Source organism: Paracoccus sp. NIOT.M2S5SZ12 (assembly GCF_057748165.1).
In genome coordinates, this window is record NZ_JBYLFR010000003.1 from 97,635 (window position 1) to 119,642 (window position 22,008).

At 70.6% G+C, this 22,008-nt stretch carries 24 protein-coding genes; 12 read left to right on the forward strand and 12 right to left on the reverse strand.

Going from position 1 to position 22,008, the window contains the following annotated elements:
• Nucleotides 1–57 precede the first annotated feature (57 nt).
• From AC2SGK_RS03990 to AC2SGK_RS04015, 6 genes are all read left to right on the forward strand, one after another.
• Nucleotides 58–450 (forward strand): cytidine deaminase, encoded by a 393-nt coding sequence (locus AC2SGK_RS03990; protein ID WP_488322298.1) that lies wholly within the window; start codon nucleotides 58–60, stop codon nucleotides 448–450.
• Nucleotides 450–1,730, forward strand: a complete 1,281-nt coding sequence (locus tag AC2SGK_RS03995; protein ID WP_488322299.1) for a thymidine phosphorylase — start codon at nucleotides 450–452, stop codon at nucleotides 1,728–1,730. Before AC2SGK_RS03990 ends, AC2SGK_RS03995 begins: the two co-directional genes overlap by 1 nt.
• A complete protein-coding gene (locus AC2SGK_RS04000) occupies nucleotides 1,727–2,905 on the forward strand; it encodes a phosphopentomutase (protein ID WP_488322300.1) in 1,179 nt (392 codons plus the stop codon). The genes AC2SGK_RS03995 and AC2SGK_RS04000 overlap by 4 nt, the downstream gene beginning before the upstream one ends.
• On the forward strand, nucleotides 2,902–3,861 hold the full coding sequence (locus AC2SGK_RS04005) for an adenosine deaminase (RefSeq protein ID WP_488322301.1): 960 nt from the start codon (nucleotides 2,902–2,904) through the stop codon (nucleotides 3,859–3,861). The genes AC2SGK_RS04000 and AC2SGK_RS04005 overlap by 4 nt, the downstream gene beginning before the upstream one ends.
• A complete protein-coding gene (gene upp / locus AC2SGK_RS04010; protein WP_488322302.1) occupies nucleotides 3,861–4,490 on the forward strand; it encodes a uracil phosphoribosyltransferase in 630 nt (209 codons plus the stop codon). Before AC2SGK_RS04005 ends, upp begins: the two co-directional genes overlap by 1 nt.
• A gap of 66 nt (nucleotides 4,491–4,556) precedes the next feature.
• Nucleotides 4,557–5,510 carry an SPOR domain-containing protein gene (locus AC2SGK_RS04015; RefSeq protein WP_488322303.1) on the forward strand — a complete coding sequence of 318 codons (954 nt, stop codon included), beginning with the start codon at nucleotides 4,557–4,559 and terminating at the stop codon, nucleotides 5,508–5,510.
• 4 nt (nucleotides 5,511–5,514) lie between these two features.
• On the opposite strand, the gene hemE is transcribed toward AC2SGK_RS04015, so the two are convergent.
• A complete protein-coding gene (gene hemE / locus AC2SGK_RS04020) occupies nucleotides 5,515–6,543 on the reverse strand; it encodes a uroporphyrinogen decarboxylase (protein ID WP_488322304.1) in 1,029 nt (342 codons plus the stop codon).
• A gap of 75 nt (nucleotides 6,544–6,618) precedes the next feature.
• Between hemE and hemC the strand changes: the two genes are divergently transcribed.
• Nucleotides 6,619–7,557: a hydroxymethylbilane synthase gene (gene hemC / locus AC2SGK_RS04025; protein WP_488322305.1), complete on the forward strand. Its 939-nt coding sequence runs from the start codon at nucleotides 6,619–6,621 to the stop codon at nucleotides 7,555–7,557.
• Between the two features lie 15 nt (nucleotides 7,558–7,572).
• On the opposite strand, the gene lexA is transcribed toward hemC, so the two are convergent.
• The 7 genes from lexA to AC2SGK_RS04060 form a co-directional block, all read right to left on the reverse strand.
• Complete coding sequence (gene lexA / locus AC2SGK_RS04030; protein ID WP_488322306.1) at nucleotides 7,573–8,295, reverse strand: transcriptional repressor LexA; 723 nt, start codon at nucleotides 8,293–8,295, stop codon at nucleotides 7,573–7,575.
• Nucleotides 8,296–8,386: 91 nt separating this feature from the next.
• Nucleotides 8,387–9,568, reverse strand: coding sequence for a molybdopterin molybdotransferase MoeA (locus tag AC2SGK_RS04035; RefSeq protein WP_488322307.1), 1,182 nt, complete (start codon nucleotides 9,566–9,568; stop codon nucleotides 8,387–8,389).
• On the reverse strand, nucleotides 9,565–10,038 hold the full coding sequence (gene moaC, locus AC2SGK_RS04040) for a cyclic pyranopterin monophosphate synthase MoaC (RefSeq protein ID WP_488322308.1): 474 nt from the start codon (nucleotides 10,036–10,038) through the stop codon (nucleotides 9,565–9,567). Before moaC ends, AC2SGK_RS04035 begins: the two co-directional genes overlap by 4 nt.
• On the reverse strand, nucleotides 10,035–10,826 hold the full coding sequence (trpC, locus tag AC2SGK_RS04045) for an indole-3-glycerol phosphate synthase TrpC (RefSeq protein ID WP_488322309.1): 792 nt from the start codon (nucleotides 10,824–10,826) through the stop codon (nucleotides 10,035–10,037). Before trpC ends, moaC begins: the two co-directional genes overlap by 4 nt.
• 47 nt (nucleotides 10,827–10,873) lie before the next feature.
• Nucleotides 10,874–11,515 carry a uracil-DNA glycosylase gene (locus tag AC2SGK_RS04050; protein WP_488322310.1) on the reverse strand — a complete coding sequence of 214 codons (642 nt, stop codon included), beginning with the start codon at nucleotides 11,513–11,515 and terminating at the stop codon, nucleotides 10,874–10,876.
• Nucleotides 11,515–12,528, reverse strand: a complete 1,014-nt coding sequence (gene trpD / locus AC2SGK_RS04055) for an anthranilate phosphoribosyltransferase (RefSeq protein WP_488322311.1) — start codon at nucleotides 12,526–12,528, stop codon at nucleotides 11,515–11,517. Before trpD ends, AC2SGK_RS04050 begins: the two co-directional genes overlap by 1 nt.
• The gene (locus AC2SGK_RS04060) at nucleotides 12,525–13,115 is read right to left on the reverse strand and encodes an anthranilate synthase component II (protein ID WP_488322312.1); all 591 of its coding nucleotides are present in this window, start codon (nucleotides 13,113–13,115) and stop codon (nucleotides 12,525–12,527) included. The genes trpD and AC2SGK_RS04060 overlap by 4 nt, the downstream gene beginning before the upstream one ends.
• 138 nt (nucleotides 13,116–13,253) lie before the next feature.
• Between AC2SGK_RS04060 and AC2SGK_RS04065 the strand changes: the two genes are divergently transcribed.
• The 4 genes from AC2SGK_RS04065 to trpE all read left to right on the forward strand — a co-directional run bounded on the left by AC2SGK_RS04065 (nucleotide 13,254) and on the right by trpE (nucleotide 18,447).
• Nucleotides 13,254–13,799, forward strand: coding sequence for a hypothetical protein (locus AC2SGK_RS04065; protein WP_488322313.1), 546 nt, complete (start codon nucleotides 13,254–13,256; stop codon nucleotides 13,797–13,799).
• 1 nt (nucleotide 13,800) lies between these two features.
• Nucleotides 13,801–14,976 carry an aminotransferase gene (locus AC2SGK_RS04070; protein WP_488322314.1) on the forward strand — a complete coding sequence of 392 codons (1,176 nt, stop codon included), beginning with the start codon at nucleotides 13,801–13,803 and terminating at the stop codon, nucleotides 14,974–14,976.
• Nucleotides 14,977–15,043: 67 nt separating this feature from the next.
• Nucleotides 15,044–16,945, forward strand: a complete 1,902-nt coding sequence (locus tag AC2SGK_RS04075; protein ID WP_488322315.1) for a peptidylprolyl isomerase — start codon at nucleotides 15,044–15,046, stop codon at nucleotides 16,943–16,945.
• Entirely contained in the window at nucleotides 16,945–18,447 is a 1,503-nt protein-coding gene (gene trpE, locus AC2SGK_RS04080; RefSeq protein WP_488322316.1) for an anthranilate synthase component I, read from the forward strand. The genes AC2SGK_RS04075 and trpE overlap by 1 nt, the downstream gene beginning before the upstream one ends.
• 53 nt (nucleotides 18,448–18,500) lie before the next feature.
• Here trpE and AC2SGK_RS04085 read toward each other — a convergent pair whose 3' ends face one another.
• The 4 genes from AC2SGK_RS04085 to fabI form a co-directional block, all read right to left on the reverse strand.
• Complete coding sequence (locus tag AC2SGK_RS04085; RefSeq protein WP_488322317.1) at nucleotides 18,501–19,169, reverse strand: PRC-barrel domain-containing protein; 669 nt, start codon at nucleotides 19,167–19,169, stop codon at nucleotides 18,501–18,503.
• A 130-nt stretch (nucleotides 19,170–19,299) separates the two neighbouring features.
• Entirely contained in the window at nucleotides 19,300–19,806 is a 507-nt protein-coding gene (gpt, locus tag AC2SGK_RS04090; RefSeq protein WP_411839378.1) for a xanthine phosphoribosyltransferase, read from the reverse strand.
• 10 nt (nucleotides 19,807–19,816) lie between these two features.
• The gene (locus AC2SGK_RS04095; RefSeq protein ID WP_488322318.1) at nucleotides 19,817–20,431 is read right to left on the reverse strand and encodes a LysE family translocator; all 615 of its coding nucleotides are present in this window, start codon (nucleotides 20,429–20,431) and stop codon (nucleotides 19,817–19,819) included.
• 6 nt (nucleotides 20,432–20,437) lie between these two features.
• Nucleotides 20,438–21,265, reverse strand: a complete 828-nt coding sequence (fabI, locus tag AC2SGK_RS04100; RefSeq protein WP_488322319.1) for an enoyl-ACP reductase FabI — start codon at nucleotides 21,263–21,265, stop codon at nucleotides 20,438–20,440.
• Nucleotides 21,266–21,344: 79 nt separating this feature from the next.
• Here fabI and pdxH point away from each other — a divergent pair, with 79 nt between their 5' ends.
• Nucleotides 21,345–21,959: a pyridoxamine 5'-phosphate oxidase gene (gene pdxH / locus AC2SGK_RS04105; protein WP_488322320.1), complete on the forward strand. Its 615-nt coding sequence runs from the start codon at nucleotides 21,345–21,347 to the stop codon at nucleotides 21,957–21,959.
• The last annotated feature ends 49 nt before the right edge of the window (nucleotides 21,960–22,008 follow it).

Sequence of the window (22,008 nt, forward strand, 5' to 3'; positions counted from 1 at the left end):
CAAGACCGCCTGCGGGCGCAGATTGCGGGCAACGATCACGAAGGAAAGACCTGGATCATGTCTCTGCTGGATGCGGCGCGCGACGTGCGCGAGCGGGCCTATGTGCCCTATTCGAAGTTCAAGGTCGGCGCGGCCATCCGCGGGGCCTCGGGCACGATCTATCGCGGCTGCAACGTCGAGAACGTGGCCTATCCCGAGGGCACCTGCGCCGAGGCCGGAGCCATCGCCGCCATGGTCGCCGCCGGAGAGACGCAGCTGATCGAGGTCGCCGTCATCGCCGACAGCCCGACCCCCGTCCCCCCCTGCGGCGGCTGCCGCCAGAAGCTGGCCGAGTTCGGCGCGGGCGACGTGCCGGTCCTGCTGGCCACGACCGACGGGTCGGAGATGCACACCACCATCGGCGATCTGCTGCCCGGCCGCTTCGACGCGGGCCATATGGGCCGCGCATGATGACCGATCCGCGCCCGGTGATCGCCGCGATCCGCGACGGGCGCGGCCTGGACGGGCCAGGTGCCGCGCTGATCGCGCAGGGGCTGGCCGACGGGTCGGTCAGCGACGCGCAGGCGGGGGCCTTCGCCATGGCGGTGCTGACGCGGGGCACCGGGCAGGCGGGTCGCGTCGCGCTGACCCGCGCGATGCGCGATTCGGGCCATGTGCTGCACTGGGACCTGCCGGGGCCGGTGGTGGACAAGCATTCGACCGGGGGCATCGGCGATACGGTGTCGCTTGTGCTGGCGCCGCTGCTGGCCGCGCGGGGCTGCTTCGTGCCGATGATCTCGGGGCGGGGGCTGGGCCATACCGGCGGCACACTGGACAAGCTGGAGGCGATTCCCGGCTACGTCTGCGACCAGGCGGAGGAGGATCTGCGCCGCATCGTGCGCCAGGTCGGCTGCGCGATCGTGTCGGCCACGGGCGACGTGGCGCCTGCCGACCGGAGACTCTATGCGATCCGCGACGAATCGGGGACCGTCGAATCGATCGACCTGATCACCGCCTCGATTCTGTCGAAGAAGCTGGCGGCGGGGCTGGACGCGCTGGTGCTGGACGTGAAGTCCGGCTCGGGCGCGATCCTGAAGAAGCCCGACAGCGCGCAGCGCCTGGCCCAGGCCCTGGTCGAGACCGCGAATGGCGCGGGCTGCCGCACCACCGCCTTCATCACCGACATGGACCAGCCTCTGGCCCGCAGCGCCGGCAACGCGCTGGAGGTGCTTGAGGCGATCCGCTGCCTGCGGGGCGAACCCGGCGCGCTGCGCGAGCTGACCCTGGCGCTGGCCGCCGAATGCCTGGCACTGGCCGGACGCCCGGCCGAGGGGCTGGAAGCCACGCTGGACAGCGGCGCCGCGGCCGAGATCTTCAGCCGCATGGTCGCGGCCCAGAGCGGCCCGCGCGACCTGATCGAGCGCCCCGAGGCGCATTTGGCCCCCGCCCCGGTCGTCGTCCCCGTGCCCGCGCCCGAAGGCCGGGTGGGGCGCATCGACGTGACCGCGCTTGGCCATGCGGTGCTGGCGCTTGGCGGCGGGCGGGTGCGCGCGGGCGAGGCGATCGACCCGCGCGTGGGCCTCGACCGGCTGGCCAAGCTGGGCGACGCGGTGGGCGAGGGCGCGCCGCTGGCCATGGTCCATGCCGCCGACGACACCGCCGCGCAGGTGGCCGTGGCCGCGGTGCAGGCCGCCTATGCCTTGGGTGACGGCGCGCCGGGCCCGCTGATCCGCGACCGGATCGCGCCATGAGCCGCGCCTTCCTGATCGTCATGGACAGCGTGGGCATCGGCGGCGCGCCCGATGCCCACGCCTTCTTCAACGACGGCCGCCCCGATACGGGCGCGAACACCGTGGGCCATATCGACGCCGCGCGGCCCCTGTCCATGCCTGTTCTGGACGGGCTGGGTCTGGGGGCGGCACTGCGGCTGGCGTCCGGGATCGAGCCGCGCGGGCTGACCGCCACGCCGCAAGGCCTCTGGGGTGCCGCGACCGAGACGTCGCGCGGCAAGGACACCCCCTCGGGGCATTGGGAGATCGCTTGCGTGCCGGTCCCCTGGGACTGGACTTATTTCCCCGACAGCGACCCGGCCCTGCCGCCCGAGGTGCTGGCCCGCATCCGAGACCTGGCGGGCACCGACGGCACGCTGGCCAACACCCATGCCTCCGGCACCCAGGTCATCGACGATTTCGGCCCCGAGCACATGCGCAGCGGCTGGCCCATCTGCTACACCTCCGCCGACAGCGTCCTGCAGATCGCCGCGCATGAGCAGGTCTTCGGCCGCGACCGGCTGATCGCGCTCTGCCGCGACCTGGCGCCGATGCTGCATGCCATGCGCGTGGGGCGCGTCATCGCGCGGCCTTTCGTCGGCCAGCCCGGCGATTTCCGCCGCACCGGATACCGGCGCGACTTTGCCATCGCGGCACCGGGGCGCACCATCCTGGACATCGCGCAGGGGGCGGGGCGCGTCACCCATGGCGTGGGCAAGATCGGCGACATCTTCAGCCATCGCGGCATCACCCATCTGCACAAGGGCGCCGATGACGCGGCCCTGGCCGAGCATCTGATCCGCCTTGGCGCAGAGGCCGAACCGGGCAGCCTGACCTTCGCGAATTTCGTCGAATTCGACACGAATTTCGGTCATCGACGCGACATTCCAGGCTATGCGAGCCAGCTGGAATGGTTCGACGGCGTGGCGGGGCGGTTCCTGGCGCAGCTGTCGCCCGGCGATCTGGCGATCTTCACCGCCGATCATGGCAACGATCCGTCCTGGACCGGTACCGACCACACCCGCGAACGCGCGCCGGTGCTGGGCTGGGGCCTGGGACCGCGCGCCGTGGGGCAGGTGGGATTCAGCGATATCGGCGCCTCGATCCTGGCGCATCTGGGCCTGCCGGCCCCTGACCACGGGACGTCGTTTCTATGAAGAAGATCGAACTACATCTGCATCTGGAAGGGGCCGCCCCGCCCGCCTTCATCCGCGCCTTGGCGCAGGAGAAACGCGCCGACCTATCCGGCGTCTTCGACGAGAGCGGCCATTACGCCTATGACGGGTTCGAGGGCTTCCTGCGCTGCTACGAAGCTGCGACCAGCGTCATCACCGGCCCGCGCGACTATGCCCGCCTGCTGGTCGAGGTGCTGCAACGCTGCGCCGAGGAGGGCGTGGTCTATGCCGAGCTGTTCGTCTCGCCCGAGTTCTGCGGCGGCGCGGACCTGTCCGCCTGGCGCGACCATCTAGCGGCGATGACCGAGGTGGCGGACGCCGCCCGCGCGCAGGGCATCGACAGCCGCGGCATCGTCACCGCCATCCGCCATTTCGGCTCCGACCGTGCGCGCAGGACCGCGATCTGCGCGGCCGAGACCGCGGGCGGATGGATCACCGGCTTCGGCATGGGCGGGGCCGAGCAGGTGGGCCGCGCCACCGATTACGCCTGGAGCTTCGACTGCGCGGCCGAGGCCGGGCTGGGCCTGACCTGCCATGCCGGCGAATGGGGCGGCCCGGACAGCATCCGCGACGCGCTGGCCCTGGGCTGCACGCGCATCGGCCATGGCGTGCGCGCCGTCGAGGACCAGGGCCTGATCCGCGACCTGATGGAGCGCGGCATCACGCTGGAGGTCTGCCCGGGGTCGAACGTGGCGCTTGGGGTGCACCCGTCCTGGGGCGCGCATCCCATCGCGCGGCTGGCCGATGCGGGGGTGCGGGTTACGGTCTCCACCGACGATCCGCCCTTCTTCCACACCACGATGCGGGCCGAATACGATCGGCTTGCCACCACCTTTGGCTGGGGCGATACCGAGTTCCGACAGATCAACCTCTGGGCCGCCGATGCGGCCTTCTGCGATGCGCCGACCCGCGAGCGGCTGAAAAAGGAATTCGCCTGATGCAACATCTGACCGTCGTCGATCACCCGCTGGTCCAGCACAAGCTGTCGATCCTGCGCCAGAAGGACGTCTCGACCGCCGGGTTCCGGCGCCTGCTGCGCGAGATCAGCCTGCTCTTGGCCTATGAAGTCACGCGCGAGCTGGAGCTGACCACCATGCGCATCGAGACGCCGATGTGCGAGATGGAGGCCCCCACGCTGGAGGGCAAGAAGCTGGCCCTGATCTCGATCCTGCGGGCGGGGAACGGGCTGATGGACGGCATCCTGGAGCTGATTCCAGGCGCGCGGGTGGGCTTCGTCGGCCTCTATCGCGACCCCGAGACGCTGAAGCCGGTCGAATATTACTGCAAGGTGCCGCGCGAACTGGATGCGCGCATGACCATCGTGGTAGATCCGATGCTGGCCACCGGCAATTCCTCGGTCGCGGCGCTGGACATGCTGAAGGAGCGCGGCGCGGTCAACATGCGCTTCCTGTGCCTTCTGGCCGCCCCCGAAGGTGTCGCGCGCATGCGCGAGGCGCATCCGGACGTGCCGATCTTCACCGCCGCGCTGGACGAACGGTTGGACGATCACGGCTATATCGTGCCGGGCCTCGGCGATGCGGGCGACCGGATGTTCGGCACGAAATAGGCCCGCGTTAACTGCCCCTTCAGGGTTCTGCGCTAGCGTGGGCGCAGGACAACGGATGGATGGCAGATGAACGTGCGCGTGCAGGTCTTGGCTCTGGTGATGCTGGCGGGGGCGGCGGGGGCCGCACCCGTTCCACCCCCGCCGGAGGGCTTTGCCGGCACGCAGTACATCGACGGGCAGGGCTGTGTCTTCACCCGTGACGGGGCGGGCTGGGCTCCGCGGCTGGACGGGGCGGGGCAGGGGCTGTGCGGCTTTCCGCCCAGCCTTGCAGCGCGCCGCACCGACGCGCTGACCGAACGCGTCCTGCCCCTGACCCCGCCACCCGCCCCGGATGTCGAGACCATGCTGATGGAGCAGCTGTCGCGCGACCTGCGGCAGGGCGAATGGGCCGCCGACCCGGCACGGCCCGAGGATCGCCGCGAGGCGGAGACCCCGCGCGTGCCGGACCCGATGCAGACGGCGCTGCGCGACGCGCTGGTGCTGGCACCGGCGCTGCGCCATGCCTTGGGCCTCTCGGGATCGCCCGAGCTTTGCGCCCGTCTCGGCTATCGCGTTCAGGACGGTGCGGCGCAGGGCTCGACCCTGGGCCTCTGCCCCGGGATGCAGTCCGATCCCGCGGCGGCCGTGGTCAGGCCGGGGGGCGCCGTCCCCAAGCCGGTCGCGGCACCCGCCCCGTCGCCGACCCGCACCGCGGCCCGGCCGCAGGGGCGAGACGTCCCGAAAGCGCAACCCGAGGCGGATCGCCGCAGACCCGCGCCGGTCGTCGCGACCCCCGGCCCCGAGATGATCCCGGCATCCGCCCGCTATGTGCAGGTCGGCAGCTTCGCGGATGACGAGAATGCCCGCATCGTCCTGCGCGCGGTGGCGGCACGCGGCTATCCGACCGGCCAGGCCCGCGTGCGGGAAGGGGATGCCACGTTTCGGCTGATCATGGCGGGTCCCTTCGCGGACCGCCAGGCCCTGGTCGCGGCTCTGAACGACCTGCGCCGCAACGGCTATCCCAAGGCGCGCGCGCGCTGAGGGGTCAGGCGCTGCGCACCGCGTCGATCATCCGCGCCACGTTGTCCGGGTCGGCATCCGGTGTGATGCCATGGCCAAGGTTGAAGACATGCGGCCCGCCCCGCAGCGCGCGGGTGATCCGCTGCGCCTCGCGCACCAGGTCCGGCCCGCCCGTGACCATGTGCCGCGGGTCCAGGTTGCCCTGCACGCAGCCGTCGACCTGAACGGCGCGGGCGGCCCATTCCGCCTCGACCGAATTGTCCAGCGCGACGCAATCCGCGCCGGTCGCCTTGGCGAAACCGACATAGCGCTCGCCCGCCTCGCGGGGAAAGGCGATAACCGGGATGTCCGGATGACGCTCCTTCAGCGCGGCGATGATCCGGCGGGCGGGTGCCAGCGCGAAGTCGTCGAAATCCCGGCCCTTGAGGCTGCCCGCCCAGCTGTCGAACAGCTTGACGACCTCGGCCCCGGCCACGATCTGCCGCGAAAGATAATGGATCGTGGCCTCGGTGATGAGCGCGATCAGGGCCGAGAACGTCTCCCGATCCTCGTCCTTCAGGCGGTGCGCGGGTCCCTGGTCGCTCGTGCCGCGACCCGCGACCATGTAGGTGGCGACGGTCCAGGGCGCACCGGCAAAGCCGATCAGCGCCGTCTCGCGCGGCAGTTCGCGCGACAGGATCGCCAGCGTCTCATAGACCGGCGCCAGTCGCTCGTCGATCTGCTCCGCAGGCCGCAGCCGCGCCAGATCGGCGGCCGAGGTGATGGTGGACAGGCGCGGCCCCTCGCCGGTCACGAACCACAGATCGGCGCCAAGGGCCTGCGGGATCAGGAGGATGTCCGCGAACAGGATGGCCGCGTCGAACCCATAGCGGCGGATCGGCTGCAAGGTGACCTCGGCCGCCAGATCGGGGTTGTAGCACAGGGACAGGAAGTCGCCCGCCTGCGCCCGCGTCGCGCGGTACTCGGGCAGATAGCGGCCCGCCTGGCGCATCATCCAGATCGGCGGCGTGGGCAGGGTCTCGCCCGCAAGGGCGCGCAGCAGAAGTTTGGTCATGAGGCCTCCTGCCGCCCCTTGAAGGTCAGGCGTCAGGCGTTGTCAAGCGCGCCCCCGGCGGCTATGCCGGGCGCCATGACACAGATGCCCACCCCCTCCCGTCCGCTGCGCATCGGAACCCGCGGCTCCGCGCTGGCTCTGGCGCAGGCCCACGAGACCCGTGACCGCCTGATGGCGGCGCATGGCCTGCCGGCCGAGGCCTTCCGGATCGTGCCGATCAAGACCACCGGGGACCGCATCGTGGACCGCCCGCTGAAGGAGATCGGCGGCAAGGGCCTCTTCACCCGCGAGATCGAGGATGCGCTGTCGGGTGGCGCGATCGACATCGCCGTGCATTCCATGAAGGACATGCCCACAGTCCAGCCCGAGGGGCTTGTCATCGACTGCCTGCTGCCGCGCGAGGATGTGCGCGATGCCTTCGTCAGCCCGCATGCGGCCCGTATCGCCGATCTGCCCCAGGGTGCGGTGGTGGGCTCCTCCAGCCTGCGGCGGCGGGCGCAGCTGGCCCATCGCCGCCCGGATCTGGTCTTGGTCGAGTTCCGGGGCAACGTCCAGACGCGGCTGCAGAAGCTGGCTGACGGGGTGGCCGTCGCCACGTTCCTGGCCATGGCGGGCCTGTCGCGGCTGGACATGATCCACGTTGCGGCCAGCGCGATCGAGCCGGATGAGATGCTGCCCGCCGTGGCGCAGGGCGCCATAGGCGTGGAGCGGCGGCGCGACGATGCCGACTGCGCGGCCCTGCTGGCCGCCATCCACCACCGGCCGACCGGTCTTCGGGTTGAGGCGGAACGGGCCTTCCTGAAGCGGCTGGATGGATCGTGCCAGACGCCGATCGCGGGTCTGGCCGAACTGGACGGCGACCGGTTGGTGCTGCGCGGAGAGATCCTGCGCCCGGATGGCTCCGAAGTCGTGTCGGCACGCCGCGAGGGCATGTCAGCCGATGCCGCAACCTTGGGCGACGATCTGGCGCGCGAGCTTCTGGAGCGTGCGGGGCCGGGCTTTCTGCAGGCCTGACCCCACGCGAGTCTGTCAATAGCTGCGGATGAGACCCACCAGGCGACCCTGGATGCGCACACGGTCCTCAGGTAGAAGCCGCGTCTCATAGGCCGGGTTCGCGGCCTCCAGCGCGATCATCGATCCCTTGCGGCGATAGCGTTTCAGCGTTGCCTCCTGATTGTCGACCAGCGCCACGATGATGTCGCCCGTGTCGGCCGTGTCCTGTTCGCGGATGATGACCACGTCGCCGTCATTGATCCCGGCCTCGATCATCGAATCTCCGGTCACCTCCAGCGCATAGTGGTGCTCGCGTCCCGCCAGCATGGTTCCCGGAACCGCAATGTGATGCGCGACCTCAGAAATGGCCTCGATCGGCACGCCTGCGGCGATGCGTCCCATCAGCGGAAGCTGGACGGCCGGGCTGTCGACGACCGTCATCGCACCGCGCGGACGGGCCGGGCGCGTATTGGTGATGACGCGCGGCGAGAAGGCTGCGGTCGGACGGCTCTCCGCCTCGACCGGGTCGGTCAGGTGGGCCAGGGCGTCCGGCAGGCGCAGCACCTCCAGCGCGCGGGCTCGGTGGGGGAGACGACGGATGAAGCCCCGCTCCTCCAGCGCCGTCACCAGCCGGTGGATGCCGGATTTGGAGCGCAGGTCGAGCGCGTCCTTCATCTCGTCGAAGGACGGCGGCACGCCATCGCGCGCCATCCGCCGTTGAATGAACTCAAGCAGTTGTATCTGCTTTTTGGTCAGCATTGCCCGCCCCTTATCGCCGGTGTTCCATGTCTGTTCTAGATGATTGCCGGAGTCACGTCAATCATCTGACCCTGAAAGGGTGAAAAAACAGTTAACTAGAGCCGATCGGCAGGTATTGGACGACCTCCCCGGCGGCGCGGGCGGGGTCGCCAGCGGGCCGCACCAGAAAGGCGTCGGCCTGCGCCATCAGGGCCAGCCGGGCCGAGTCCTGATCGTCGAAGGGGGTGACGACGGGCCGGCCGTCCCCCGCCGTCAGCGTGGCGCGCAGATAGTGCTGACGCGGCCCTTCGGCCGGGAGCGCCACGCCCAACACCGCCTGTCGAACTGGCACATCGGAGGGAAGACCCTGCATCCGGCGGATGAGAGGTTGCATGAATATCTGACCGCAAACCATTGCCGAAACGGGATTTCCCGGTAGGCCCAGCATCGCCGTCCGGTCAACGCTACCGGCCATCAGCGGCTTGCCCGGTCGCAGCGCGACCTTGTAGAAGGCCTGCGCCATGCCCTTTTCCGCGGCGACGCGACCGATCAGGTCGTGGTCTCCGACGGAGGCGCCGCCGATGGTCACCAGCAAATCGGCCTCGGCCGCGGCATCGAAGGCGGCGGTCAGGCTCTCGACCGTGTCGCGCGCGATGGGCAGGATGCGCGGCGTGCCGCCGACCTCGGTCACCATCGCCGCCAGCGCGAGATCGTTCGAGCTGATGATCTGTCCCGGAGCGGGGTCGGTGCCGGGGGGCACCAGTTCATCCCCGCCGGCCAGAATCGCCACGATGGGACGGGCGGCCACGGTCACGCGGTCCAGGTTCATCGCGGCCAGCAGGCCGATCCGCGCTGGGGTCAGCACCGTTCCGGCGGGCAGGCTGTCACCTTCGGCGAAATCGTTGCCGCGCGCGCGGATGTTGCGGCCCGAGGACCGCGTGCGAACCGTGACGCGGTCGCCGGCGCGGTCAACGTTCTCCTGCAATTCGACATGGTCATAGCCCGCGGGAACCGCGGCCCCGGTGAAGATGCGGATCGCCGTGCCGGGCCGGGGCTGCCCATCCCAGGGATGCCCGGCCGCGCTGGTCCCGATGACCGTCAGCGGTCCCGGCATGTCCGCCGCGCGCATCGCATAGCCGTCCATCGCCGAGGCGTCGAAGGGCGGCTGCGTCAGCCGGGCGCGGGCGGGTTCCAGCAGGACGCGGCCATGGGCCTGCGCCAGCGGCACCGTCTCAGGGCGCGGGGCCTGGGCCAGTGCCAGGACGCGCGACAGGGCCTCGTCGACCGTGATCACGGTTGCGCCTCGTAGAGACCGGACTTCCCGCCCTCCTTGCGCAGCAGGCGCACGTCCTGGATCACCATGGATTTCTGCGCGGCCTTCAGCATGTCGTAGATCGTCAGGCAGGCGGTGGTGACGGCGGTCAGGGCCTCCATCTCGACCCCGGTGCGGCCGGTGGTGCGGACGGTGGCGGTGACGCGGATGCCCGGCAGGTCGGGATCGGCCACCAGGTCAAGCGCGACCTTGGCGATGGGCAGCGGATGGCACAGCGGGATCAGGTCGGCGGTGCGCTTGGCGCCCATGATGCCTGCCAGCCGCGCGACGCCCAGCACGTCGCCCTTGGCCGCGCCGCCCTGGGCCAGGGCCAGCGTCTCGAGGCTCATCACCACGGCGCCTGTCGCCACGGCCTCGCGCGCGGTCTCGGCCTTGGCCGAGACGTCGACCATATGCGCCTGACCGCCCGCGTCGAAATGGGTCAGCGTCATGCGGCAATGTCCAGGATCGCGCGGGTGGCGGCGGTGACGTCGGCCTGGCGCATCAGGCTCTCTCCGATCAGGAAGCGGCGCGCACCGGTCCGCATCATCGCGCCCAGGTCGGCGGCGGTGAAGAGGCCGCTCTCGCAGACCACCTGCCGGTCGGCAGGGATGCGCGGGGCCAGGTCGCGCGTCACGTCCAGCGTGACCTCGAAGGTCTTGAGGTTGCGGTTGTTGATGCCGATCAGCGGAGAGCGCAGCGCCAGCGCGCGGTCTAACTCGGCCGCGTCGTGGACCTCGATCAGCACGTCCATGCCCCAATGGATCGCGGCGTCCTCCAAGTCGCGGGCCAGCGCATCCTCGACCGAGGCCATGATGATCAGGATGCAATCCGCGCCCCAGGCCCGCGCCTCGGCGACCTGATAGGTGTCATAGAGGAAATCCTTGCGCAGCGCCGGCAGGTCGCAGGCCGTGCGCGCCGCCGACAGATAGTCGGGCGCGCCCTGGAAGCTGGGACCGTCGGTCAGGACCGACAGGCAGGCGGCGCCGCCCGCCTGATAGGCGCGGGCCAGTGCGGGCGGGTCGAAATCGGGCCGGATCAACCCCTTGGAGGGGCTGGCCTTCTTGATCTCGGCGATCAGGGCCGGGCCGGTCTCGGCGGCGCGGTCCAGGGCGCGGGCAAAGCCGCGGGGGGCGGAGGCCGCGCGGGCCGCCGCCTCGACATCGGCCAGCGGACGCGCCGCGCGGGCGGCGGCGATTTCGTCCAGCTTGTAGGCCTTGATCTTGTCCAGAATATCCATGCCGCCGTTCTAGCCGGGGACGGGGCGCGGGGGAAGGGGCTGCGGCCTCAGGCGGTCCACTCGATGGGCGCGCGCCCTTGCTCCGCCAGCCAGGCGTTGATGCGGCTGAACGGGCGCGATCCGAAGAAGCCGCGCCGGGCTGACAAAGGCGAGGGATGGGCCGTGGCGATCACCAGGTCCTGCGGACGGGCCAGATCGGCCAGCGTCTTCTGCGCATGGTTGCCCCACAGAAGGAAGGCCAGCGGCCCGGCCTTCTGGGCGCGCATCACCGCCTCGCGCGCCAGATGGTGCCAGCCCCATTTGGCATGCACCCCCGCCTGACCCGGCATCACGCTGAGCGCGCTGTTCAGGAGCAGCACCCCCTGGCGCGCCCAGCCCGACAGGTCGCCCGTGGCGGGCGTCCCGCCCAGATCGTCGCCCAGTTCCGCGAAGATATTGCGCAGCGACCGCGGCAAGGGCGTCTCGGGCGTGACGGAGAAGGCCAGGCCGTTGGCGTGGCCCGGCGTGGGATAGGGGTCCTGACCCAACAGCACGACCCGCACCGCTTCGGGCGGTACCGCCTCCAGCGCGGCGAAGATGCGGTCGGGGCCGGGCAGGAAGCTCTCGGGCAGCCGGTCGCGGATCGCGGGCCAGCGGTCGCGGAAGAAGGGCAGGTCGGCCCAGGCCGCGGGCGGTTGCGGCGCGGGCATCAGGGCGCGCCGGTGATGCCCGCCAGCGCGGTCAGCCGCGCCTGCGCCGCGCCGCTGTCCAGCGACTGCGCCGCCAGCGCCGCGCCCTCGGGCAGGGCGGTCACGCGGCCCGCGACCAGCAGCGCCGCCGCCGCGTTCAGCAGGACCGCGTCGCGATAGGCGCCGCGCTCTCCGGCCAGCAGGGCGCGGAAGGCGGCGGCGTTCTGCGCGGGCTCTCCGCCCAGGATCGCCTCGAACGGGTGGCGGGGCAGGCCCGCATCCTCCGGCGTGACGGTGAATTCGGTGACGCGCCCGTCGGCAAGGGCCGCGACCTGGCTGGGCGCGGCGATGGACAGCTCGTCCGTGCCGTCCCCGCCATGGACCAGCCAGGCCGAGCGCGTGCCCAGATCGCGCAGCACCTCGGCCATGGGCCGGATCCAGTCCGCGCTGAACGCGCCGGTCAGCTGATGGCGGACGCCCGCCGGGTTCGTCAGCGGTCCCAGCAGGTTGAAGACCGTCCGCGTGCCCAGCTCGGTGCGCGGCGCCGCCACATGGCGCATCGCCGGATGGTGCATCGGCGCCATCATGAAGCAGATCCCGGCCCCGTCCAGCGCCTGCTGCGCCACGGCGGGGCCGCCCATCACGTTGATGCCCATATGGGTCAACGCGTCGGCCGCGCCCGATTTCGATGACAGGTTGCGGTTGCCATGCTTGGCCACCGGCACGCCCGCCCCGGCCACCACGAAGGCCGTCGCGGTCGAGATGTTCAGCGTCCCCTTGCCGTCGCCGCCGGTGCCGACGATGTCGATGGCGCCGTCGGGCGCGGTGATGGGGGTCATGCGGGCGCGCATGGCGCGGGCGGCGGCGGCGATCTCGTCCACGGTCTCGCCGCGCACGCGCAGCGCCATCAGCAGGCCGCCGATCTGCGCCGGGGTGGCGGCCCCGTCGAAGAGCGCCGCGAACGCGGTCTCGGCCTCGGCTCCGGTCAGGGGGCGGCTGGCGGCCAGGCCGATCAGGGGGCGGATGTCGGTCATGCGGCGTCCTTTTGCGCAGTGCAGCGCGCCAGGAACGTCCGGATCATCGCGTGGCCGTGTTCGGAGGCGATGGATTCGGGATGGAACTGCACCCCTTCGATGGGCAGGCCGGTATGGATCAGCCCCATGATCGTGCCGTCGCCCGCGGTGGCGGTCACGCGCAGGCAGTCGGGCAGGGTCTCGCGTTCCACCATCAGCGAATGATAGCGGGTGGCGTTCAGGGGCGAGGGCAGGTCCGAAAAGACACCCGTGCCGTCATGGCTGATCGCGTCGACCTTGCCGTGCAGGATGCGGGTCGCGCGCACGACGCGGCCGCCAAAGGCCTCTCCGATGGCCTGATGGCCCAGACAGACGCCCAGCAGGGGCACGGCCCGTTCGGCCGTCGCTGCGATCAAATCCAGGCAGATCCCCGCCTGCGCCGGATCGCAGGGACCGGGAGAGATGACGATGCCGTCCGGCGCCATGGCCAGCGCCTCGGCGACGGTGATCTGGTCGTTGCGGCGCACGACGACCTCGGCCCCGGCCTCGCCCATGTAATGGACCAGGTTCCAGGTAAAGCTGTCGTAATTGTCGATCAGAAGGATCATCGATGCACCTTGCGGCCAGAAAGAAGGGGGCGGTTTCCCCCGGAAAAAGCGTCCGCTATAGATGGGCCAAAGCGCGACCGGGGGTCAAGACCGGCCGGTCGTCGCGCATCACGGCGGACGGACGGGACGGATTTCGGCATGGCGGGCGGTTTCTGGAGGGGGCTTGCGGGCGGCGCGCTGACGGGGGCGGTGCTGCTGGCCGGGCTGTCACTGACGGCACCCCTGCCGCGCGGCGCGTCGGGGGCGGTCGATGTCGGCCTGCCGGTCGGGTCCGAGTTCGGGCGCGGCGGCGATGTCGCGCCGCGCCTGCCCGCGCCGAACGCGGCCTCTCCGCGCCCCGCCACCGATCCGGTCGCCGTGCCGCTGCCCGCGGACGAACCCGCGCCGGCCACCGCGACGCAGCAGAACGCCCGCCCCGAGGCCCTGGCCGTGGACCGCCTGCCGGGCCAGCCCGCGCCCGCGGCGGACGGGGCGTCTCCGGCGCTGCGCCTGCCCGATGCGGGGAGGGACGCCGCGCCCGCGGCCGACAGGGCGGCCCCGCTGCCCCCGGCGGATGCCGATGCGTCGCCGCGCCTTGCGCCCGACGCGCCCGATGCGGGGGCGGCGCCTGCGCTGCCCGCCCCGGCGCTGGACCTGTCGCTGCCGCCCGACCTCACCGACCTTCGCCGATTGAAACGGAACTGACATGCATCCCCTGAACCCCGCCCTTGCCGCCACCTTCGCGCCGCCCGTGATGGAGGCGCGTCGCTGGCTGGCGGGCGTGACCTTCGCGCCCGACCGCCCGCTGATCAACGTCAGCCAGGCCGCACCCGTCGATCCGCCCCCGGAGGGCCTGCGCCGGGCCATCGCCGAGGCCGCGCTGCACCGGCCCGAGGCGCATCTCTATGGTCCTGTGCTGGGCAATGGCGACCTGCGTGAGGCGGTGGCGGCGCAGTTCTCGGCCGCCTATGGCGGGGCGCTGAGTGCCGCGAACGTGGCGATCACGCAGGGCTGCAACCAGGCCTTCTGCTCGGTCATGGCGACGCTGGCGGGGGCGGGCGATGAGGTGATCGTGCCGACGCCGTGGTATTTCAACCACAAGATGTGGCTGGACATGGCGGGCGTCACCACCGTGCCGCTGCCCTGCGGCGCGGACATGCTGCCCGACCCGGATGACGCCGCGGCCCTGATCACCCCCGCGACCCGCGCCATCGTGCTGGTCACGCCGAACAACCCCTCGGGTGCGGAATATCCGGCCGAGCTGGTGGGACGGTTCTTCGATCTGGCGCAGGCGCGCGGCATCGCGCTGGTCGTGGACGAGACCTATCGAGACTTCGACAGCCGCGAGGGCGCGCCTCACGACCTGCTGACCCGCCCGGACTGGGACCGGGTGCTGATCCAGCTCTACAGCTTCTCCAAGGCCTATCGGCTGACCGGGCATCGCGTCGGCGCGGTGATCGCGGGGACGGACCGGCTGGAGCAGGTCGAGAAGTTCCTGGACACGGTGGCCATCTCGCCCTCGCAGCTGGGCCAGATCGGGGCGGTCTGGGGCATGGCGAACCTGGGCGGCTGGCTGGCCGGAGAGCGGGCCGAGATCCTGGCGCGACGGGCGGCGGCGGCCGAAACGCTCGGTGCGCTGCCGGGGTGGCGGCTGAAAAGCGCGGGGGCCTATTTCGCGTGGGTCGAGCACCCCTTCGCCGAAGGCTCGGCCGATCTGGCGCGGCGCATGGTGCGCGAGGCGGGGGTGCTGGCGCTGCCCGGCACGATGTTCACGCCCGCGGACGACCCGACCGGCGCGCGCCACCTGCGCATCGCCTTCGCCAATGTCGAGGCCGCGGGCATCGCGGAGCTGGGGCGCAGGCTGGCCGCGCTGCCCGTCTGATCCACTTGTGGCGAACCCGCCCGCGTCCTAAAGACGGGCGGGACACGACCACGAGGAAGGCCGCGCCATGTCACAGCTGCGAACCAAGGGCAAATCGACCATTGTCTGGATCCTGATGGGTCTGATGGTCCTGGGGCTGGGAGGCTTCGGCATCACCAGCTTCTCGGGCGGGACGAGCCGGATCGGCGCGGTCGGAGAGACCGAGATCACCGCCGACGACTATGCCCGCGCCCTGCAGGGCGAGCTGCGCGCCTTCTCTCAGCAGACCGGCCAGCAGATCACCATGCAGCAGGCCCAAGCGATGGGGCTGCCGCAATCGGTGCAGGCCAACCTGATCGCCGCGGCGGCCCTGGCCGAACAGGCGCGCCGCATCGGCGTGTCGGTCGGCGATCAGCGCGTGGCCCAGACCATCATGCAGGCGGGCGCGTTTCAGGGGCCGAACGGCGCCTTCGACCGCGCCGCCTATGCCGAGGTGCTGCGCCGCGAGAACCTCACCGAGGCCGATTTCGAGGCCACCGTCCGCGACGACGAGGCGCGCCTGATGATGCAGCGCGCCGTGACCGGCGGCGTCGCCGCGCCCGCGCCGATGGTCGATCAGACCGCGCGCTGGCTGCTGGAGCGGCGCGACTTCAGCTGGCGCGAGCTGACCGAGGCGGACCTGCCCGAGCCGATCGCCACGCCAGACGAGGCGACGCTGCGTGCCTGGCACGAGGCCAACGACGCGCGCTTCACCGCGCCCGAGACGCGCCGCATCACCTATGCCTGGATCACGCCCGAGATGCTGGCCTCCGAGGTGCAGCTGGACGAGGCCGCGCTGCGCGCCACCTATGAGCAGAACATCGACCAGTTCCAGCGCCCGGCACGGCGCATGGTCAGCCGCCTGGTCTTTCCCGACGCGGCCCAAGCCGAGGCCGCGCGCGATCAGATCGACTCGGGCGCGCAGCCCTTCGAGGCCTTCGTGGTGCAGCGCGGCCTGACGCTGGACGATGTCGATCTGGGCGAGGTGACCGAGGCCGATCTGGGCGCCGCCGCGCCCGAGGTCTTTGCGCTGGAGCAGCCGGGCGTCGTGGGTCCGCTGGACAGCGACCTGGGGCCCGCGCTCTATATGGTGAACGCGATCCTGGACCCCGTGGACATCCCCTTCGAGGCCGCGCAGGAGGGTCTGCGCGGCGAGGCGGCCCTGTCGGCCGCCGCGCGCCAGATCCGCGACCGCAGCGGCGATTTCGAGGACCTGCTGGCCGGCGGCGCGACGCTGGAGGACCTGGCCCAAGAGACCGAGATGGAGCTGGGCCAGATCGACTGGACTGCCGAGGCGACCCCTGAGGAGGGCGGCATCGCGGGCTATGAGGCCTTCCGCGAGCAGGCGGCGCAGGTCCTGACCAGCGATTTTCCGCAGCTGTTCGAGCTGGCCGACGGGGGTGTCTTCGCCATGCGCCTGGACGAGCTGGTCCCGCCGACGCTGCGCCCCTTCGAGGAGGTCCGCGACGAAGTCCTGGCCGACTGGCGCCGCGCCGAGGTTCAGCGTCAGCTGCTGGATCTGGCCGCAGACCTGCGCCTGACCGCCGTCGCCGAAAGCGCGGCCGGGGCCGATGCGCCCGCAGCCGGTGCCGATGCGGAGGCTGCCCCTGCACCTGCCGATGACTGGACGCCCGAGACCGGGCTGGCCCGCAGCGACTGGATGGACGGGCTGCCGCCGGAACTGCTGTCCGAGGCCTTCGCCCTGGCCGAGCCGGGCGAGGCGGGCGTCGTCGATGCGCAGGACCGGGTGTTCCTGGTCCGGCTGGACGGCATCACCGATGCCGACCTGTCCCAGCCCGATGCGGAGCAGGTTCTGCAGGGTGTGCGCGCCCGGCTGGACCAGTCCCTGCAGGTCGATCTGCTCGACTATTTCGTGCGGCACGCGCAGCGCGGCGTTAACGTGACGCTGGATCAGGCCGCGATCAACGCCATCAACGCCCAGGTTCAGTGATGCAGATGACCCCCGGCTTTGCCGAGTTCCAGGCCGAATGGGATGCGGGCCGCAACCAGCTGGTCACGATCCGGCTGGCGGCCGATCTGGACACGCCGGTCAGCCTAATGCTGAAGCTGGCCGAGGCCGCGCCGCAGAGCTTCATGCTGGAATCCGTGACCGGCGGAGAGGTCCGTGGCCGCTATTCCATCGTCGGCATGAAGCCCGATCTGGTCTGGGAATGCCGCGACGGCAAGGCCCGGCTGAACCGTCAGGCGCGGTTCTCGGACGCGTTCCAGGACGATCCGCGCCCGGCGCTGGACAGCCTGCGCGCGCTGATCGCCGAGAGCCGGATCGAGACCATGCCCGAAGGCGTGCCGCCGGTCGCGGCGGGGCTGTTCGGCTATCTGGGCTATGACATGATCCGCCTGGTCGAGCATCTGCCCGACGTGAACCCCGACCCGCTGGACCTGCCCGACGCGATGCTGATGCGCCCGTCGGTCGTTGCGGTGCTGGACGGGGTCAAGGGCGAGGTGACGCTGTGTGCGCCCGCCTGGCATGACGGGGGCGATGCGCGTGCGGCCTATGCGCGGGCGGGCGAACGGGTGATGGACGCGCTGCGATCGCTGGACCGCCAGCCCTCCGAGCCGCGCGCCCTGGGCGAGGCGGGCCGCATCGGCACGCCGCAGTCGAACTTCTCCAAGCCCGATTATCTAGCCGCGGTCGAGCGGGCCAAGGATTATATCCGGGCGGGCGACATCTTCCAGGTCGTGCCCAGCCAGCGCTGGCGGATGGACTTTCCGCTGCCGCCCTTCGCGCTTTACCGCAGCCTGCGGCGCACGAATCCGTCGCCCTTCATGTTCTTCCTGAACATGGGCGGCTTCCAGATCGTGGGCGCCAGCCCCGAGATCTTGGTGCGCCTGCGCGACGGCGAGGTCACGATCCGTCCCATCGCCGGCACCCGCCCGCGCGGCGCGGACGAGGCGGAGGACCGGGCGCTGGAGGCCGATCTGCTCTCCGACCAGAAGGAGCTGGCCGAGCATCTGATGCTGCTGGATCTGGGCCGGAACGATGTGGGCCGCGTAGCGCGCCCCGGCACCGTGCGCCCGACCGAGCAGTTCGTCATCGAACGCTACAGCCATGTCATGCACATCGTGTCGAATGTCGTGGGAGAGTTGCGTGAGGGCGAAGATGCATTGTCGGCGCTTCTGGCCGGTCTGCCCGCGGGGACGGTCTCGGGTGCGCCCAAGGTCCGGGCCATGCAGATCATCGACGAACTGGAGCCGGAGAAGCGCGGCGTCTATGGCGGCGCGGTCGGCTATTTCGCCGCCAATGGCGAGATGGACATGTGCATCGCGCTGCGCACCGGGGTGATCAAGGATCAGGCCCTGTATATCCAGGCGGGCGGCGGCGTCGTCTATGACAGCGACCCCGAGGCCGAGTTCCAGGAGACCGTCAACAAGAGCCGCGCCCTGCAGCGTGCCGCCGAGGACGCGACGCGCTTCGTTCGGGGCAACGGCTGACAGCAGAACGGCGGCCCCGAGGGGCCGCCGCTTGTCTGATATCAGACCCGGGTTCAGTTCGCGGGCGCGGTTTCCGTGGTCGTGCCGTCGGCCGGCATGGCATCGGTGGTGCCAGTCGCCATCGGATCGGCCGCAGGCTCGGTCGCCATCGGATCGGCGGCGGGTGCCATCGCCGGGTCGGCTGCCGGATCGCTGACCATGTCGCCAGCTGCGGCGGCCTGATCACGGAAGACGTATTCCGGCGCGGCCTCGGCCTCCTCGCGGGTCAGGTCGCTGGTGATCTCCTGCGCGTCCGAGTTGATGACCAGATCGGTCCACGGCAGCGCGATCTGCTTCTCGCCGATGCCGAGGAAACCGCCCACGCCGATGATTGCGGCCTTCATCATGCCGGTGTCGCCATCGACGATCAGGTCGGTGATCGAGCCGATGTCGGTCCCATCAGGCGCGGTGACCGAGGCGCCGGTAATCCAGTCGACGCGCCATTCGTTGGCGGCCTGCTCGACCTCAACCTTTTCGGCGGCGGCAGCGGCTGCGGCGGCGTCATCGGCTTCGCCTTCGGCGGCAGCATCGGTGGCCATCGGATCGGCTGCCGCATCGGTCATCGGCGCTGTTTCCATGGTGCCTGCGGCGGGATCGGCCGCCGGTGCGGCGGTATCCTGCGCCAGCGCGGCGCCGAAGGTCAGGGGCAGGGCAAGGGTGGTGGTCAAAAGCAGCTTACGCATCTTGTCATCTCCTGTTTCTGCGGACGGACCGTGCGATCCGCTATTGGGTGCACAATGCGCAGGCAGGAGAACAGGTTCCCCCGCCCCGGTCACCGAACCAAGAGCGGGGGCGCAAGATGTTGAATTGGCGTCAGTCTTCGCCGCGAAACGGCTGGACATACTGCAGCGCCATGTCCCAAGGGAAGAAAATCCAGGTATCCTGGCTGACCTCGGTCACCCAGGTCGAGACCATCGGCTTGCCCTTGGGCTTGGCATAGACGGTCGCCAGATGCGCCTTGGGATACATCTGCCTGATCAGTTCCAGCGTGCGGCCCGAATCGACCAGGTCGTCCACGACCAGGATGCCCTCGCCATCGCCCATCATCAGCGCGTCGTCCGGGCGCTTCAGGACCTCCAGCTGACCCTGTCCCGCCTCCGAGCCCACGCCCTTGTAGGAGCGGATCGAGATCGTGTCGATCGTGCGGATGTCCAGCTCGCGCGCGACGATCATGGCGGGGACCAGACCGCCGCGCGTCACCGCGACCACGGCGCGCCATTCGGTCCCGTCCAGGCGCCAGGCCAGGGCGCGGGCGTCGCGGTGCAGCTGGTCCCAGCTGACATGGAAGCCCTTTTCATGGGGAAGGCGTTCGGATGACATGGATCTCTCCTCAGGTGGCGGCGAGCTTGACGCCCATCAGGGCCAGCAGCCCGCCGAAGATGCGGTCGATGACGGATTTGAGGCTCATATAGCCCCGGCGCGTGCGTTCCAGCGAAAAGATGCGCGCGACGATCACGTTCCAGCCCGCATCGTTCACGAAGATCAGCGCCAGGATGGCGCCGTAGCCCCAGAGTGGGGCCTGCGGCGGCAGGAAGGTCAGGAAGATCGTGCCGAAGAACACCGCGGGTTTCGGATTGGCCAGCTGCGTGGCGATGCCCTGCCAAACGAGGCCCGCGGCGCTGCGGGCATGGGCATCGGGCGCGTCCATCGCCAGCGGTTCGGCCGCGGCGTGCCACATCTTCCAGGCCAGCCACAGCAGATAGGCCGCGCCCGCATATTTCAGCGCGACCAGCAGGGCGGGGGCCACGCGGAACAGCACGGCCAGCCCGAACATCGCCGCGCAGGCCCAGATGCAGGCGCCCAGGCCCAGCCCCACGGCCAGCCATGCACCCCGGCCGAAGCCGTGGCGCAGCCCGGTGCGCGCGGCCAGCACCACCGCCGGACCCGGAGAGACGGCCGCCGCCAGATGCACCAGCCAGATGGCCAGCAGGGCATGCGCCGTCATGGCCGGTCAGTCCTTCTTGACGGTCGCGATGTCGGGGGCGTCCACGGCCTTCATGCCGACGACATGATAGCCCGCATCGACATGATGCGTCTCTCCGGTCACGCCGCCGCCCAGATGCGACAGCAGGTAGAGGGCCGAATTGCCGACATCCTCCTGCGTGACATTGCGACGAAGCGGGGAGTTCAGCTCGTTCCACTTCATGATGTAGCGGAAATCGCCGATGCCGCTGGCGGCCAGCGTCTTGATCGGACCGGCGCTGATGGAGTTCACGCGGATGCCGTCCTTGCCGAAATCCTCGGCCAGGTAGCGGACCGAGGCCTCCAGCGCGGCCTTGGCGACGCCCATGACGTTGTAATGCGGCATGACCCGCTCGGCGCCGTAATAGGTCAGCGTCAGCATGGAGCCGCCATCCGTCATCATCGCGGCGGCGCGACGCGCCACGGCGGTGAAGGAATAGACGGAAATGTCCATCGTCATCAGGAAGTTGTCGCGCGTCGTTTCCGCATAGCGGCCGCGCAGCTGTTCCTTGTCGGAAAAGCCGATGGCGTGGACCACGAAGTCCAGCCCGTCCCAGGCCGCGCCCAGATCCGCGAACAGCCGGTCGATCGAGCCCTCGTCCGAGACGTCGCAGGGCAGGACCAGGTCCGATCCCAGCTGCGCCGCCAGCGGATCGACGCGCTTCTTCAGGGCGTCGCCCTGATAGCTGAAGGCCAGCTGCGCCCCTTCGGCGACCAGCGCCTTGGCGATGCCCCAGGCAATCGACTTGTCGTTGGCCAGCCCCATGATGAGACCGCGCTTGCCGGCCATCAGGCCGGGCCTCTGCTCGCTTGACATGTCCTGTCCCCCGCGCTTTCAACCGTTTCCAAGGTGATTAGGGCAACTGCCCTGTCGCAGCAAGCACAAGGAACGCGCCATGGCGGATCGGACTGGACTCTTCGCGGGCGACGACCCGTTCGACATCGCCCGCGCCTGGCTGGAGGAAGCGCGCGCGAGCGAGCCGAACGACCCCAACGCCATCGCGCTGGCCACCGTCGATGCCGACGGGCTGCCCGATGTGCGCATGGTGCTGCTGAAGGAGATCGACGGGCAGGGGACCGACGGCTCCTTCGTGTTCTACACCAACTACGACAGCGCCAAGGGCCGCCAGATCGCCGCGACCGGCAAGGCGGCCTTCGTGATGCACTGGAAGTCGCTGGCCCGCCAGATTCGCGTGCGAGGCACCGTCACCCGCGAGGACGGGCCGCAGGCCGACGCCTATTACGACAGCCGCGCATTGCAAAGCAGGCTGGGGGCCTGGGCCTCGCGCCAGTCGCAGCCGCTGGAGAGCCGCGCGGCGCTGGTGGCCGAGGTCGCCAAGGTCGGTTTGCGCCACGGCACCGCGCCCAAGCGGCCGCCGTTCTGGGGCGGCTTCCGCATCGCGCCGGTGCAGATCGAGTTCTGGGCCGATGGCGCCTTCCGCCTGCACGACCGCTTCTTCTGGACCCGCGATCAGGCGGACGGCTGGCAGGTGCGGCGGCTGTCCCCGTGACCTTGACGTCGCCGATCACGATCCCGACATAGGCGGTCAACGGCTTATC

What these genes read in the sequence shown, in the direction of transcription:
- AC2SGK_RS03990 (WP_488322298.1), top strand. Translation starts at nt 58, where the DNA reads ATGTCTCTGCTGGATGCGGCGCGCGACGTGCGCGAGCGGGCCTATGTG.
- AC2SGK_RS03995 (WP_488322299.1), top strand. Translation starts at nt 450, where the DNA reads ATGACCGATCCGCGCCCGGTGATCGCCGCGATCCGCGACGGGCGCGGC.
- AC2SGK_RS04000 (WP_488322300.1), top strand. Translation starts at nt 1,727, where the DNA reads ATGAGCCGCGCCTTCCTGATCGTCATGGACAGCGTGGGCATCGGCGGC.
- AC2SGK_RS04005 (WP_488322301.1), top strand. Translation starts at nt 2,902, where the DNA reads ATGAAGAAGATCGAACTACATCTGCATCTGGAAGGGGCCGCCCCGCCC.
- upp (WP_488322302.1), top strand. Translation starts at nt 3,861, where the DNA reads ATGCAACATCTGACCGTCGTCGATCACCCGCTGGTCCAGCACAAGCTG.
- AC2SGK_RS04015 (WP_488322303.1), top strand. Translation starts at nt 4,557, where the DNA reads ATGAACGTGCGCGTGCAGGTCTTGGCTCTGGTGATGCTGGCGGGGGCG.
- hemE (WP_488322304.1), bottom strand. Translation starts at nt 6,543, where the DNA reads ATGACCAAACTTCTGCTGCGCGCCCTTGCGGGCGAGACCCTGCCCACG.
- hemC (WP_488322305.1), top strand. Translation starts at nt 6,619, where the DNA reads ATGACACAGATGCCCACCCCCTCCCGTCCGCTGCGCATCGGAACCCGC.
- lexA (WP_488322306.1), bottom strand. Translation starts at nt 8,295, where the DNA reads ATGCTGACCAAAAAGCAGATACAACTGCTTGAGTTCATTCAACGGCGG.
- moaC (WP_488322308.1), bottom strand. Translation starts at nt 10,038, where the DNA reads ATGACGCTGACCCATTTCGACGCGGGCGGTCAGGCGCATATGGTCGAC.
- trpC (WP_488322309.1), bottom strand. Translation starts at nt 10,826, where the DNA reads ATGGATATTCTGGACAAGATCAAGGCCTACAAGCTGGACGAAATCGCC.
- AC2SGK_RS04050 (WP_488322310.1), bottom strand. Translation starts at nt 11,515, where the DNA reads ATGCCCGCGCCGCAACCGCCCGCGGCCTGGGCCGACCTGCCCTTCTTC.
- trpD (WP_488322311.1), bottom strand. Translation starts at nt 12,528, where the DNA reads ATGACCGACATCCGCCCCCTGATCGGCCTGGCCGCCAGCCGCCCCCTG.
- AC2SGK_RS04060 (WP_488322312.1), bottom strand. Translation starts at nt 13,115, where the DNA reads ATGATCCTTCTGATCGACAATTACGACAGCTTTACCTGGAACCTGGTC.
- AC2SGK_RS04065 (WP_488322313.1), top strand. Translation starts at nt 13,254, where the DNA reads ATGGCGGGCGGTTTCTGGAGGGGGCTTGCGGGCGGCGCGCTGACGGGG.
- AC2SGK_RS04070 (WP_488322314.1), top strand. Translation starts at nt 13,801, where the DNA reads ATGCATCCCCTGAACCCCGCCCTTGCCGCCACCTTCGCGCCGCCCGTG.
- AC2SGK_RS04075 (WP_488322315.1), top strand. Translation starts at nt 15,044, where the DNA reads ATGTCACAGCTGCGAACCAAGGGCAAATCGACCATTGTCTGGATCCTG.
- trpE (WP_488322316.1), top strand. Translation starts at nt 16,945, where the DNA reads ATGCAGATGACCCCCGGCTTTGCCGAGTTCCAGGCCGAATGGGATGCG.
- AC2SGK_RS04085 (WP_488322317.1), bottom strand. Translation starts at nt 19,169, where the DNA reads ATGCGTAAGCTGCTTTTGACCACCACCCTTGCCCTGCCCCTGACCTTC.
- gpt (WP_411839378.1), bottom strand. Translation starts at nt 19,806, where the DNA reads ATGTCATCCGAACGCCTTCCCCATGAAAAGGGCTTCCATGTCAGCTGG.
- AC2SGK_RS04095 (WP_488322318.1), bottom strand. Translation starts at nt 20,431, where the DNA reads ATGACGGCGCATGCCCTGCTGGCCATCTGGCTGGTGCATCTGGCGGCG.
- fabI (WP_488322319.1), bottom strand. Translation starts at nt 21,265, where the DNA reads ATGTCAAGCGAGCAGAGGCCCGGCCTGATGGCCGGCAAGCGCGGTCTC.
- pdxH (WP_488322320.1), top strand. Translation starts at nt 21,345, where the DNA reads ATGGCGGATCGGACTGGACTCTTCGCGGGCGACGACCCGTTCGACATC.